This window comes from Psychrobacter sp. NG25, from assembly GCF_015234355.1.
Classification (GTDB): domain Bacteria; phylum Pseudomonadota; class Gammaproteobacteria; order Pseudomonadales; family Moraxellaceae; genus Psychrobacter.
This window is the reverse complement of the sequence record NZ_JADGMV010000005.1, coordinates 81,090-95,120: the sequence shown is the minus strand read 5'-3', so window position 1 is coordinate 95,120 and position 14,031 is coordinate 81,090. Positions and strand designations below refer to the sequence as shown.

General features: G+C 43.1%; 11 protein-coding genes. 2 read left to right on the top strand and 9 right to left on the bottom strand.

Annotation, left to right across the window (positions count from 1 at the left end; all coding sequences use genetic code 11):
• Positions 1-4: 4 nt before the first annotated feature.
• The 4 genes from IPZ60_RS08875 to IPZ60_RS08860 all read right to left on the bottom strand — a co-directional run bounded on the left by IPZ60_RS08875 (position 5) and on the right by IPZ60_RS08860 (position 4,919).
• A complete protein-coding gene (locus IPZ60_RS08875; RefSeq protein WP_194197450.1) occupies positions 5-1,402 on the bottom strand; it encodes a serine hydrolase in 1,398 nt (465 codons plus the stop codon).
• 165 nt (positions 1,403-1,567) lie between these two features.
• Positions 1,568-2,167, bottom strand: a complete 600-nt coding sequence (locus IPZ60_RS08870; RefSeq protein WP_194197449.1) for a beta-lactamase hydrolase domain-containing protein — start codon at positions 2,165-2,167, stop codon at positions 1,568-1,570.
• 86 nt (positions 2,168-2,253) lie between these two features.
• A complete protein-coding gene (locus IPZ60_RS08865) occupies positions 2,254-3,168 on the bottom strand; it encodes a MaoC family dehydratase (RefSeq protein ID WP_194197448.1) in 915 nt (304 codons plus the stop codon).
• 347 nt (positions 3,169-3,515) lie between these two features.
• Positions 3,516-4,919 carry a 3-oxoacyl-ACP reductase gene (locus IPZ60_RS08860; RefSeq protein WP_194197447.1) on the bottom strand — a complete coding sequence of 468 codons (1,404 nt, stop codon included), beginning with the start codon at positions 4,917-4,919 and terminating at the stop codon, positions 3,516-3,518.
• Between the two features lie 570 nt (positions 4,920-5,489).
• Here IPZ60_RS08860 and IPZ60_RS08855 point away from each other — a divergent pair.
• Both IPZ60_RS08855 and ppk2 read left to right on the top strand, forming a co-directional pair.
• Positions 5,490-7,034 carry an acetyl-CoA C-acetyltransferase gene (locus IPZ60_RS08855; protein ID WP_194197446.1) on the top strand — a complete coding sequence of 515 codons (1,545 nt, stop codon included), beginning with the start codon at positions 5,490-5,492 and terminating at the stop codon, positions 7,032-7,034.
• Positions 7,035-7,218: 184 nt separating this feature from the next.
• Positions 7,219-8,298, top strand: coding sequence for a polyphosphate kinase 2 (gene ppk2 / locus IPZ60_RS08850; RefSeq protein WP_265087454.1), 1,080 nt, complete (start codon positions 7,219-7,221; stop codon positions 8,296-8,298).
• Between the two features lie 136 nt (positions 8,299-8,434).
• On the opposite strand, the gene IPZ60_RS08845 is transcribed toward ppk2, so the two are convergent.
• From IPZ60_RS08845 to msbA, 5 genes are all read right to left on the bottom strand, one after another.
• Positions 8,435-8,782, bottom strand: a complete 348-nt coding sequence (locus IPZ60_RS08845; protein ID WP_110923035.1) for a PilZ domain-containing protein — start codon at positions 8,780-8,782, stop codon at positions 8,435-8,437.
• Between the two features lie 113 nt (positions 8,783-8,895).
• Positions 8,896-10,029, bottom strand: coding sequence for a DNA polymerase III subunit delta' (locus IPZ60_RS08840; RefSeq protein ID WP_194197445.1), 1,134 nt, complete (start codon positions 10,027-10,029; stop codon positions 8,896-8,898).
• A 94-nt stretch (positions 10,030-10,123) separates the two neighbouring features.
• On the bottom strand, positions 10,124-10,942 hold the full coding sequence (gene kdsB, locus IPZ60_RS08835; RefSeq protein WP_194197444.1) for a 3-deoxy-manno-octulosonate cytidylyltransferase: 819 nt from the start codon (positions 10,940-10,942) through the stop codon (positions 10,124-10,126).
• 51 nt (positions 10,943-10,993) lie between these two features.
• The gene (gene lpxK, locus IPZ60_RS08830; protein WP_194197443.1) at positions 10,994-12,121 is read right to left on the bottom strand and encodes a tetraacyldisaccharide 4'-kinase; all 1,128 of its coding nucleotides are present in this window, start codon (positions 12,119-12,121) and stop codon (positions 10,994-10,996) included.
• Positions 12,122-12,196: 75 nt separating this feature from the next.
• Complete coding sequence (msbA, locus tag IPZ60_RS08825) at positions 12,197-13,984, bottom strand: lipid A export permease/ATP-binding protein MsbA (RefSeq protein WP_227669306.1); 1,788 nt, start codon at positions 13,982-13,984, stop codon at positions 12,197-12,199.
• Positions 13,985-14,031 lie beyond the last annotated feature (47 nt).

Sequence of the window (14,031 nt, the reverse complement as noted above, 5' to 3'; positions counted from 1 at the left end):
GTTTTTAAAGCGCTGCATCAATCATACTCAACACAGATTCCGTTAGCGCAAACTGACGGATATCATTGAGCATCGTTGCATCAAAATTATGGACAAAGGCAAATGACAACTGGCGCTCAGGGTCACACCAAGCCACTGAACCGTTGTAGCCCATGTGTCCAAATCCTTGCTTGCTTACATCGGCTGTTTCATTGGCTTCGCTTTGACAAATATCCAACCGGCGGTGATAGCCCAAGCGCCAATGCATTGCTGCTGGCATGACAGCATCTAGTCCTGAGACTTGTGGTGTGGATAGCTGCTCAAAGGTTGTACTATCAATAAGCGTCTGTCCTTGCCACTCGCCGCCACTGGCAAGCATGGCATAAATGGTTGCCAAGGCCTGAGCTGAGGCGACACCATTGGCGGCTGGAATCACGGCCTGTAGCGTTTCACGACTATGATAATCGATCGCTTGTTTTCCAACTGGTATGAGCGCTGCCTTATAATTTTTTAGATTGAGCTTGCTTGTGTCAAAGTACAAACGATTAATATAGGCCGTATCCAACACAGGTAAGCTAGTTTGCTCATCAGCTTGACCAATATCTGCTGATTTTATATTCGCTAAGGCTTGCAGCTGCCAACATGCGTAACTAGGCAGGTTTTCGTAAGCACGTAAGACACTTTGCGAATCTACTTTTAAGGTTGGTTTTTGACGTTTACTACGCAGTTGTGAGTTATCTTCATTTGATGACTCAAAATCTTTGGCCAGCTTTGCCACTTGGTTAACTTTGCTTGCTGGTACGCCAAAATAACAGCTATCAGCAATACCTAAAGGCTCAGTGAGATAACGGCGCAGCGCCTCAGCCAAAGACAGTTCAGTAACGGCTTCTATGACACCGCCCAATACCCAACCATAGACTAAAGCACTATAAGCACTGTCATATAGCTCGGCATGGTCTGGTGCAGTGATCGGCATGACAGCAACCGTCTTGAGCATGTATTCCCAATCAAGCAAGGCTTCACTATCTACCTCGATACTTTGAATGGAAAATAAATTGGCTTGGTGTGACATCACATTGCGTAGCGTAATTTCACCTTTACCTTGTGCCGCAAATGCTGGCCAATAGTGTGCAATAGGCGTGTCATAATCAAGCATCTGCTGCGAAACCAATACATGCACCAGTGTCGCCAATATACCTTTACCTGTCGAAAAGTTTATCGCTAAAGTGTCAGGCTGCCATGACATGTCCAAACGTGCCAACCCCATACTTGCCTGAGCAATACACTTGCCAGCCTGATAGACAACCACCGCACCACCTGCTGGCGCATCATCAAGCTGTAAGTCGGTGAGCAGTTGCTGTAGGTGCTGCTGAAGCTGTGTATTAATCTGATTATTATGATTGGTTTTATTATTATCGGTCATAGTTTTCCTGCTCTGTTTTGTAGAATAGCTAAGTATGAAAAACCTTAGCGCTTAATATGATACCAATCCCAAAAAGTACGATTAGCGGTGTCAAACTTGTTTTTATTTACTCAAAAAAAAGGCCACCTATCGGTCGCCTTTTTACTCGTCAAACGTGCTTATACTTTAACGTGGTACCAATAGACGATTATGAACTTCTTCGGCAAGCTTAGTCAAACCATGACTGCGCCCACGTTCCATAGCAGTATCCATCTTACGCCCACGCAACCAACCTGCACGCAGGGCAATTGCCGCGCCAACTCTGTTACCAGTTCCGCAATGTACGGCTATTTTTTTGCCATGATTTTGGCGTAATATGTTGTCAAACGCCAATATTTTTAGCTGTTTTAAATCCGCCGCGCCGCTAATAGGCAGATGCTCATAGTGCATACCTGCCTGCTCGACCGCTGATGATTCATCAAAGCTTAATTCGTTATCAGGCTGCAAATTAATCACTAGCTCGACACCCGCTTGCGCTAAAGCTACTACCTTTTCGTCATCGAGTGCACCGCATACAATGGTGTTATCATCAGGACGAAAATAAGGCTCAAAAATGGCAGCTAGATCGACACCATTATCAGGAGCCTCTTGGTCAGGTGTGACGTTTGTAGTCTCAGCCTCATTGTTAACAACGTCGTTATTAGCAACGTCGTTGTTAGCGACATCGTCATTGGCAGCTGAATTATCAAGTTGTTCTGGGCTTGTTGCTTCCGTATGTGCAGTCATAAGTATAAAGTTGTTCGTTAAGTTTGCTATTGAAATAGTTGTTAGTTAAACGGCAGTCATGTTACTGACTGTTATGCTAGCTTTGATTAACTATCACTTTGTAATGTAACCGTGCCTGCCAAATGCGGCTTGTCATTCTTAGAGCTATATAAGCCAAACTCACAAGTGCCATCTGCGCTCTCAAGCTGTGCTACCGGATCAGCAATGAGTTCGACTTCTGCTGGCAAAAAGATAGGCAGTTTAAATGACACATCAACAGTACAAGCGTCTGGCAACTCATCCATCATGGCAAGACACTTAGCCTTTGACCACATACCATGAGCGATGGCTTTAGGGAAGCCAAAAGCGCGCGCAGATAATGGATGTAAGTGGATAAGGTTAAAATCGCCTGATACAAAGGCATAACGACGACCGATATCTTCTGGTACTTCAAAGATACTGTGTACGCCTTTTGGATTGACTGAGGGTTTGACCACGACTGGACGCGGTGTGCTTTTTTTGTCTTTGCTACGGCTTGGTTGTTTGCTACGTGACAGATAAGTCGACGTACCTTCCCAAATCACCTTGTCTTCTGATTTTACCGTTGTCACAAAATCAAACTGCTGACCTTGAGCATGGTCACGCAAGTTGTCAAAGGTGACAGACATAGCGACCGTTTCACGCTCACCAATTGGACGATACTGGGTCACACTGTTATCGACGTGTACCAATCCCAGCATAGCAAATGGGAACGGCTCTTTGACCATCATGTTCATTTGCAGCGTTTGAGACAGCACCGAAAAGTACGTAATCGGGATATTGCCATTATCAGCAAAGCCACAAATTTTACGATAATCGTTTAAGTTACCCTGATCGATGTGCAGATCGTCCACATAATAGGTCGATTGCGGCAATTGATCTCTACTAACTTTACCATTATTGACGATAGGCAATAAACTTTTGACGATATTGGCGTAGGTCGTATGCGCTTTTGGCAGCGCATCATAATGCTTGTCTGACATAATAAATCCTAAGTGGGGCTTGAGCAAATTTTCTTGGTGCATACAGAGATGCTATAAAGTCGTTCGTTAAGGCTTACCAGTAAACAGTATCTTAAGCGCTATACTCAATCCAAAGTATAAGTAATCTACGTGATTTTTAATACAGGTTACAAGCACTTATTATAACGAAACATGATTTGGCTGATGGTTTCTGTGTTTTTATCATAAAAAAGCCACCCTCGGGCAGCTTTATTACGATTTATCAGCAATTTTTTCGTAAGCATATGTGAGGTAAATAATAAATAATGCACTATATTATATATTTACTATAGGCTTAATCATTACTTCTGTCTACTTAGAAATAGGTGTTAGGCCCCTAGTAAGCTCTGACCACAAACACGAACCACGTTACCGTTCAAGCCACCAGAAGCAGGTGATGCAAACCATGCGATGGTCTCAGCAACATCTACTGGCAAGCCGCCTTGGCTCATTGAGTTCATGCGACGACCGGCTTCACGAATAGCAAATGGAATCGCTTCCGTCATTTGAGTTTCGATAAACCCTGGTGCCACTGCATTGATGGTCATGCCTTTAGCATTGTCTTCTAGTTGCTTAGCAGTCGCATCAACCAGACCGATAACACCTGCTTTCGAGGTGGCATAGTTGGTTTGACCCATGTTGCCTGCAATACCTGAGATAGATGATACACATACGATACGTGCATTTTCTTTTAGCACGTCATTGTCTAGTAAGTAACAATTTAGCCTAGCAATACTGCTTAAGTTGATATCGATCACCATGTCCCATTTTTTCTCGTCCATGTTTGCCAATGTCTTATCACGTGTGACACCAGCATTATGAATAATCGAATCCAGACCGCCACGCTTTTGTGCTGCTTCTGCGATTTCTTTGCCTGCGTCTTCACTAGTAATGTCCACGGTCACGACAGAACCGCTGATTTCACTCGCGACTTTTTGTAGATCAGCTTGCTGCTGCGGTACATCGAGACAAATAACGTGAGCGCCTTCACGAGCCAACACACGAGCGATTGCTTCGCCGATACCGCGACTTGCTCCAGTCACTAGCATGGTTTTGCCACCTAGAGGCTGCGTCCAATCTACTTCAACTGACTCACCTTTGCTAACGCGGACAACTTGTCCTGAGACATACGCTGAACGAGCTGAGGTGAAGAAGCGTAATGTCGAATCCAGATTTTGCTCTGCGCCTTCTTCAACGTAGATAAGCTGTGCAGTAACACCGCGCTTAAATTCTTTACCAACAGACTTTACAAAGCCTTCAAGTGAGCGCTGAGCCATTGCTGCTTCGATATTATCAGTGATACTCTCTGGCGTACGACCAACAATAATGACTCGACCAGACTTGTCGACACGGCGAGCAACAGCATGGAAGAATTCATACACTTCTTTGAGCTGCTCGGCATTGACGATATTACTGGCATCAAACAATAGAACTTTGAATTTGTCATCACCACCGGTATTGGCTTTTGCTTCGATGCTCGCATCAGCCAATTCATCTTTGATATCGTCGCTACTATTTACATAAACATCAGCATGTACGTCTGACAAAATACGTGAGATCGATGCGCTAACGCTTTTATCCTCGCCCTTAGCACGACCAACCAACACACTACCGCGTACTAAATTCTCACCACTCTCGAAACGATCAAGAGTCACTGGTAATGGCAAACCCAAATTTTTGGCCACTTTTTTGCCAAGAGAAGACTGAACAAAATCACCGTAACGGTCTGACATAATATAATCCTTATAAAAATGATTAAAATAAAAAATGCAATGTGCCTATCATATAGACTCGGCAACATTATAATTATTGATATTTAGTAAGTGCGTACAAAACTGGCCTAACTATACACTGCCATCATAAACAAGTCCAAAAACTGACAATGTCCACAAAAATCTGTAAACAAGCAAGTACACAAGACGGCCGCTTTTTCTAGATTTAAAAACCACAACATTATGCTAAAATCAGACCTATAAGTTATGGTAAATAGAATTATCGATAACAATATATTATCAAAACAGCTTTTATGCAATGTTAATAGTCAATACCAGCCAGTCTAAGAAAGTTATATTATTAACTGTTTTCAAAGCCAGTATCAACCTTATATATAAGTGTCACATAGTTTGCTAAAGATATACAGTAAGGTCGTAAAAACGCTTTATCCTAAACAGCCATAACGCACAATAAATGATAATATTTACCTCTTATCTATTTTGAATCTCTTAACTGTATTTTTTTAATTCGATTGAATTTTTTATTATTACCCTCTTTTTCTTCTACCCATATTTTTTAAGGATAATATTATGAGTAATAAAAACAACCACTCTGATAGCCCTGTTATCGAAAGCACTGTCGTAAAAACCAGTGATACAAAAAACGAAAACTTACAAGCAACCTCTACTGACAGTATTAAAAAAGAAACACCTGTTAAAAAAACCGTAAGTGCTTCGACTAAAGAAGCTGAAACGGTTGAGGACAAAAAAGCAAATGAGGATAAAACAGCAACGACTGCTGTCAAAACCTCTTCCGCTGCTGCTAAAAAGACTAGCAAAGCGAAGCCTGCCTCAAATCTAAACCGAGTGGCTATTTTAGGGGGCAACCGTATCCCGTTCGCTCGCTCAAACGGCTCATACGCTGATGTCAGCAACACCGACATGCTAACAGCTGCTTTAGATGGTTTGGTTGAACGCTATAACCTACAAGGCGAAATCGTAGGTGAAGTAGTGGCTGGCGCTGTGATGAAGCTAAGCCGCGATATCAACTTAACTCGTGAGGCTGCGCTAAACACCGCATTGAACCCACATACCCCAACTTATGACATCTCACAAGCTTGTGGTACTGGCTTGCAAGCGACCTTTGCTTCTGCCAACAAAATCGCACTGGGTCTTATCGATTCAGCCATTACTGGCGGTGTTGATACCACCTCTGACGCGCCTATCGCAGTTGGTGATGGCCTACGTAAAGTACTTATCAAGTTGGGTGCCGCAAAAGATAACAAGCAACGCCTAAAAGCATTGATGGGTCTAAATCCAAAAGACCTAATCGATTCACCACAAAACGGTGAGCCACGCACTGGTCTGTCAATGGGCGATCATCAAGCGATCACAGCACTTGAGTGGAATATCAGCCGTGAAGCGCAAGATGAGCTGGCTTTTAATAGCCATCAAAATCTAGCACGTGCTTATGATGAAGGCTTCTTTGACGACTTAATCACGCCGTATAAAGGTCTGACTCGTGATAATAACCTGCGCCCAGACACAACCTTAGAAAAACTGGCTAAACTCAGACCTGTATTTGGCAAAAAGAATGCCAATCCAACGATGACAGCAGCCAACTCTACTCCATTAACTGATGGTGCCTCTTGTGTACTATTGGGTACTGATGAATGGGCAAAAGAGCATGGTCTTAAGCCATTGGCTTATATCGTCCATCAAGAAACCGCTGCTGTTGACTTCATTGGCAAATCAGGCACGACTGAAGGTCTGCTAATGGCACCTGCGTATGCCGTACCGCGTATGCTGGAACGTGCTGGCCTAACCTTACAAGATTTTGATTTTTATGAAATCCATGAAGCCTTTGCGTCACAAGTATTATCAACATTGGCCGCTTGGGAAGATGAAAGCTTCTGTTCAGAGCGTTTAGGACTTGATGCGCCGCTAGGCTCTATCGACCGTACTAAGCTAAATGTTAACGGCTCATCATTAGCGGCAGGTCATCCGTTTGCTGCCACTGGTGGTCGTATCTTAGCAACTGCTGCTAAATTGCTAGATCAGAAAGGCTCAGGCCGTGCACTTATCTCTATCTGCGCAGCAGGTGGTCAAGGTGTTACTTGTATTCTAGAAAAATAATCTGGATTGCATTTAGTTTAAAAAAAGAGATATGCTGATCTATTATTTTAATCAGCATCTGTCTGTAAAAAATGCCCTTTAAGTTAATTAAAGGGCATTTTTTATTGCCTATAGTTTGTTATTATAAAAGTGAACCAGGAGTAGTATCTTACAAAATCCAATATGCCAACCAAAGGTAATATTTATGGGTAAGACAAAATATTTATTAGAAAAGCTAAGGGAAGTCATTTTTGGTTCTGAAAAATTTGTGATGTCAGAACCACGTATAACGACTGATTTCGAATCTTTAGCAACTAAAAAGCAGGTAGATCAATACAATCGAGAACAAGCTATTCTTTCAGAGCGTATCGAAAAAGAAGTTCTGGATGATGAGTTACGTCGAAAAATGCATCAAGATTTAATCGATACTTATGATGAAGAGCTAGAAAATGAAATAGATGACTGTGCACGTGATTTTCGTTTTGATGGCCGCGAGATGAGTGAGCAGGAAAAGCTAGACCGACGAACATACTTTCATGAATTGGTCCGGCTACAACGCGAGCTTATAAAGCTACAAGATTGGGTCGTTGATCGCGGTGAGCGCATCGTTGTTATCTTTGAGGGGCGTGATTCTGCTGGTAAAGGTGGGGCCATTAAGCGTATCACTCAGCGTTTGAACCCTAGAGTGTGCCGTGTTGCCGCATTACCCGCTCCGACAGAACGCGAGCAGACGCAGTGGTATTTTCAGCGCTATGTCGCTCATTTACCAGCAGCTGGCGAGATTGTATTATTTGACCGTAGTTGGTATAACCGCGGTGGTGTTGAGCACGTGATGGGCTTCTGTACAGATGCACAGTATGAAGAGTTTTTTCAATCAGTACCTGAGTTTGAGCGCATGCTTGTACGCTCAGGTATTCGCCTAGTAAAATACTGGTTTTCTATTACCGATGATGAGCAACATGCGCGATTTATGAGCCGAATATATGATCCGCTTAAGCAGTGGAAACTCTCACCGATGGACTTACAGTCGCGCCGACGCTGGGAAGATTACACCAAAGCCAAAGAAACCATGTTTGAGCGCACTCACATTCCTGAAGCGCCATGGTGGGTAGTAGAAGGTAACAATAAAAAACGTGCTAGGCTAAACTGCATTGCCCATTTACTCGAACAAATTCCTTATAAAGAAATACCTCGTGATGAGGTCGAATTGCCGAGTCGTAAGCGCGATGATGAATATTACCGTGAACCTATCCCAAATGATATGTATGTGCCGCCGCGCTATTAGAACGCTCTCACATTCGCCAATTTTTTATACTTTTGCTAAAAAGCAGCCTTATATCGAGTATAAGGCTGCTTTTTTATAGCGGCATTTGTTCAAAACTAATTATCGTAATGGATGAAGAGATGGATAGTTATACAGACTACATCGTATAAGTCGCCTGCAAACCATCTACTTTACCAGCCAATAGTCGCTCAACTTCGTTTTTGATTCGCTGACCAGAAATATCTGTCCCAATTTGTACAGCAAAACCTGCTGGACGTCCACCTTGTGTTTTAGAGTTTATCCAAACCACCTTACCGTTCATAGGTAAACGCTCGCTAGAATTCGGTAAAGTAACTGCGATAAATACTTCATCACCTAGCTGTTGGTCTTGAGTCGAAGGTACAAACAGTGCCCCATTACTCACAAAGGATAAGTAACTGGCGTATAGCATTTCGATATTTTCAATATGGCAGGTTAATACCCCACCGCGTCCTGGCATCGCCATAGTTAGCTTCCTTTATTAATTGGATTAAATGTGTTTTTATGAGTGGCTAACGGTATGTAGAGCAAAGCATTAAAACCATTGCCAAACGATAATCAAATGCCATAAAAATTGCTTTATAAGTATGCCAGTTCTTGCATTAGCTTATCATAGGCAAATTTTTCTTGCACATTTTGTTGTAGTGCAACTTTGGTTTGCTGCAAGCTATTAGCGAATGCTTCCAACCCACTATCAGTCAGTTGATAAGTATCTAACAATGCTGATAAGTTGACGTCTTTTTGTAGCTCATCCAGTCCTAGACAAACACGGCGCATATCGAGCAGCATCAGCTCAGACAGTTGGATAAACTCTACGATGTTAAGCTGATTTTGCCAATAATCACTGGCTGCTACGCTACTACGTTTACCACTACGTAATGCTTGCCACGTCGTCAACCACAGTGAACGCTTACTATACCAAGGCGCTTGTGCCAGTGCTATCGCTGCTAAAGGCGCGCCATTGGCCAGCTGAATAAGTTGATGAATGGCAGCGGTACTGACTGCTTCACGATTGATGGTATGCCCCAGCTCACCTGTTACATAGTCAACAGCTATTGCAGGTTCAATCGTTTGTAATGCTAGCTGTTGTACGCGACTTTTAATAGTTGGCAGCAACTGGGCAGGCGTATCACTGATCAAAAACAGATGAACTTGTGCTTGTGGCTCCTCTAAGGTTTTTAGTAGGGCATTGGCTGCAGCAATCGTCATTTTCTCTGCATGATCTAACACGCAAATCCGCATTCCTTGTCCACCTTGATAAATGAAAGGTTGTAAGGCACGGATATCATCAATTTTAGTCTTGAGAGCACTATTGCTAGCAGTTTTACTGGATTTTTTGTCTTTAGCAGTGTTGCTTGATTTTTCTTTATTATCAGCATGCTCTGCACTGATAGGCATACTGACCAGTGGCAATACTTGCAAGCTCGGATGGGTGCCTGATCTCAACCATTGACAGCTCTCACACGTGCCACAAGCACCTGTTGGATGACTGTCACGGCTGCGACATAGCAACCAAGCGACCAGTCGCCATACAAAAGCACGCTTGCCCATACCTTGCATACCTGCTGCTAGTAGCGCATGAGGTAAAGACTGCTGCTGCAATACTCGCTCTGTCAGTTGCGACCATAACGACTGCTGCCATGGCAATAGGGGCGCAAAATAAATGCCATCGTTAATATCTGCTGCACCCGTACTTCCTGTCCCGTCACTCATAGCTGTCGCCCTATAACATTGCTCGATTATTCAGGATATAGCGCGTTAATGACGCTTTAAATAGAAGGTATAAAATTTGAATTGGATTATTAACCTATAGACTACCAATAGGATTTAAAAAGTCAGCTAGGCTCATGCCATTTAAACGATCTAAATCTTCTTGCGTATCGACGCCTGCCGGTAAATGACAAGCAGCGGCGGCAATAGCAATATGTCCACCATTTTCTAACACACGTAACTGCTCTAAGCTTTCTAGCATTTCGAGCGGTGTCTGTGGCCAATGTACAAACTGCTGTAGTAGACGCACACGATAAGCATATAAGCCCAAGTGACGATACGCATTTTTCGGTGGTTGTCTTTGATTATCCTCAGCCAACACGACATCACGATCGCAAGGAATGGGCGCACGACTAAAATAAAGCGCACGCTGTAGATCATTGGATTGTTGACTGACAACCTTGACCACGGATGGGCGCATAAAAGTCTCATAGTCATCGATAGGCTCACATAGAGTGGCCATCACACTCTCATCATCTGCGACTAGAAGTGCTTTTACCTGCTCTAATAATAGCGGCGGTACCAAGGGCTCATCGCCTTGCATATTGACCACGATATCATGGTCAGCCCAACCTTTTATAGCAGCCACTTCTGCTAAACGGTCTGTGCCTGAGGCATGATCAGGGCTAGTCATCACGACATCAAATCCTGCATCCGTGCATACCTTCGCGATATCTTCATCATCAGTCGCAATGCACATATCATCTGCAAAGTGTGCTGTCTGAGCCTTTTCAGCCACCCAAAGAATCATCGGCTTACCATGTATCTGTAGCAATGGTTTGCCAGGTAGTCGTGTGCTTTTAAAGCGAGCAGGAATGACAATATGAGTTTTGGCAGGTGTGGCGACTGATGACATGGTTTGTTCCTATAAAATTTTGCGGCAATGTAAAATATTAGCGGTTATCTATCACGTAGTTTTTATACTGATATCAGGATCAGACTGAATACCTAGTGTCTTAAGTTGCTCGTCTAGATTGTCATAACAACTATCAGAAAGTACGGCTGTCACTGGTAACACCCATAGTCTATTTGCCAGCTCCTCATACTCATCACTCAGTGCTTGCTTACTTGTATATTCGACTAGCAATGCTCTAATTTTCACTGCATCTTTGCTAGTGATAACAATGGGATAATCGCGATACTGCAGGAGCTCAGCCAAGCTAAAATCATAATGGTCAGGATAAGGATGACTAATTACCTCAAAGCCAATAGAATCCAAGGTATCGAAGAAACGCTGCGGATAACCGATCCCGCTGACGGCGTGTACCTGACTACCCCGTTCAGGTGTATTAATATTTACCTTAGAATCAGTTGGTTTAGGTTGCCACAGGTACTGCAACTTGTCAGGCGCTAAGTGCATAGTCAAGCGATTGGCTAGAGGTAGCATATCATTGTCTTTATTATTAAAAATTGCTCCTGTCTCTAACCTTTCATGATAAATGACATTTGCGCCTTCTAATCGTGACATTGGCTCACGTAAAAAGCCAGTGGGTAGTAGTTGCTTGTTGCCAAAACCTCTTGCCGAATCGACGACAATCCACTCAATATCACGTTGCAATGCATAATGCTGCAAACCGTCATCTGCAATAATTAACTGTAAATCTGGATAAGCATCTAATAAGGTGGTCACTGCTTGCTGACGATTGGGGCAAACTGCCATCGCGGCACCTGTCATGCTGACGATTAAACATGGCTCATCGCCAACTACATTAGGTAAGCTATCCACATTAACCAATGCTGGCATCTGGCTGGCATCACCACCATAACCACGACTAATGACACCTACCTTGATGCCTTGATCTTGCAAATAATTAACTAAAGCAATAATCAATGGTGTCTTACCGCTACCACCGACACTGATATTTCCGATTACCATGATGGGAATGGGCGCACGATAACTTGATAGCAAACCAATTTTATAAGCTTGACGGCGGAGCATGGTAATGAGTCCGTATAACCAGCTAATGGGTAGTAATAGCCACAACCAAAGAGCCTGGCGTTGCCATGCACGTGTCACTGTCGTTTCAATGCTCATGTTTATTGACCACTTATTCTATAAATTCAGTGCCGCTTTATCATAAAATGTATATTAAAACCGAATCATATGACTCTATTCGAAATCACGATCATACATTTGTGCATAATGGCCTTGTAACTGCATTAACTCTGTATGCGTGCCTAACTCGACAATCTGCCCTGCATCCAACACAGCGATACGATCAGCAGACTCAATGGTCGTCAATCGATGTGCAATCACCAATGTCGTGCGATTTTTCATCACATTATCTAGCGCTTGCTGAATATAATGCTCTGACTCATTGTCTAGCGCACTGGTTGCTTCATCTAAAATGAGAATTGGCGCGTCTTTTAATAGTGCACGCGCGATAGACAAGCGCTGACGCTGCCCACCTGACAATTGCAAACCTTCGGCACCGATTTCGCTTTGGTAGCCATTTGGCATCTTCATTATGAAGTCATGAGCAAAGGCATCTTTTGCGGCGCGCTCTACGTCGGACTGACTTTTATTGGCTAAGCTACCATAAGCAATGTTGTTAAATACCGTCGTATTAAACAGAACCACTTGCTGATTGACCATCGCAATTTGAGCACGTAGGCTCTCTAGTTTGATATCTTCGATTGGTATACCATCTAAAGTAATTTGCCCTGCAGAAGTTGATAAGGTGCGTGTCAATAGATTTACTAAAGATGATTTACCAGCACCACTACGCCCTACCAGTGCAACGGTTTCTCCTGCACGTATATCTAACGTAAAATCGCGCAGTGCCACTGTCGAATCCGGATAGATTAAACTGACATTATCGAGTTTCATCTCACCCGTTAGGGCTGAGCTGATCACACCAGTGTCTTTTTCTTCTGGCTCATCTAGTAGAGCAAAAATTGACTCACCAGCCGCGATACCTTTTTGCAGTTTCTGATTAATATCCGTCAGTGAACGCACTGGTTTACTTAGTAGACCAGCCGCAGCGATATAGGAGATGAACTCACCAGCTGAAATATTATCAATCACCGATGGACGCAGTGCGAGCCACACCACAACTGACATAGCTATTGCCATCAGTAGCTGTACTGCTGGCGTATTGATACTATTGGTAACGACTACCTTCATACCTTGGAGCAAGTTCTTTTTTGATGTTTTGTCAAAACGTTCGGCTTCGTATGCTTGTCCGCCATAGTTTTTAACCACCTGATAGCCACCAATAACTTCGTTGGTAATATGACTAACATCACCCATCGTCTCTTGAATACCCTTAGACAATTTCAGGTAACGCTTAGATGCTATGCGAATGAGCCATAATATTGGTGGCAGTACGAGGAATAAAATTAAAGTTAAGCGCCAATTGCTGTAGAGCAAAAATCCAATTAATGCCAATACCGTCAACCCATCACGCAGCAAGGTCTTCATTGACTCTGTACTGGCTGCTGTGACCTGTTCAACGTCAAATATCAACTTTGATGAGATAGTACCTGCTGGATTGGCAAGATAAAATGAGCTTGGCAAACGCAGTAATTTATTGAAGACTTCTACTCGCAACTCATATACTAAGTTACGTGAAACTAAAGCAGAATAGTAATTACCCAAAAAGCTACCCAAACCACGCACAAAAAACAACGTGATAATAAGCAGTGGAAACAAATTCTGCTTACTTTGATCACCTTGATTGATAGCGTCAGTGATGTACTGTAGAAGTTTGGCCACCCATATCTCTGTTCCAGCATTGATAGCAAAACCTAAAACCACTAGTGCTAACGCCCACCAATATGGCTTAAGATAGCGTAACAGGCGCAATAATGTCTTACGCTTAGGTATATTTGATGGCTCTGCTGACAACTTTTTAGCAGATTTTTTTGTAGAGTCGGATTGATATGTTTGGCTCATAAAAGCCTCAATTTGGGTATCATGATATGAATAAACTGCACTCAAAG

Coding starts and splice junctions, on each gene's coding strand:
- IPZ60_RS08875 (WP_194197450.1), bottom strand. CDS start 1,402: ATGACCGATAATAATAAAACCAATCATAATAATCAGATTAATACACAG.
- IPZ60_RS08870 (WP_194197449.1), bottom strand. CDS start 2,167: ATGACTGCACATACGGAAGCAACAAGCCCAGAACAACTTGATAATTCA.
- IPZ60_RS08865 (WP_194197448.1), bottom strand. CDS start 3,168: ATGTCAGACAAGCATTATGATGCGCTGCCAAAAGCGCATACGACCTAC.
- IPZ60_RS08860 (WP_194197447.1), bottom strand. CDS start 4,919: ATGTCAGACCGTTACGGTGATTTTGTTCAGTCTTCTCTTGGCAAAAAA.
- IPZ60_RS08855 (WP_194197446.1), top strand. CDS start 5,490: ATGAGTAATAAAAACAACCACTCTGATAGCCCTGTTATCGAAAGCACT.
- ppk2 (WP_265087454.1), top strand. CDS start 7,219: ATGGGTAAGACAAAATATTTATTAGAAAAGCTAAGGGAAGTCATTTTT.
- IPZ60_RS08845 (WP_110923035.1), bottom strand. CDS start 8,782: ATGGCGATGCCAGGACGCGGTGGGGTATTAACCTGCCATATTGAAAAT.
- IPZ60_RS08840 (WP_194197445.1), bottom strand. CDS start 10,029: ATGAGTGACGGGACAGGAAGTACGGGTGCAGCAGATATTAACGATGGC.
- kdsB (WP_194197444.1), bottom strand. CDS start 10,942: ATGTCATCAGTCGCCACACCTGCCAAAACTCATATTGTCATTCCTGCT.
- lpxK (WP_194197443.1), bottom strand. CDS start 12,121: ATGAGCATTGAAACGACAGTGACACGTGCATGGCAACGCCAGGCTCTT.
- msbA (WP_227669306.1), bottom strand. CDS start 13,984: ATGAGCCAAACATATCAATCCGACTCTACAAAAAAATCTGCTAAAAAG.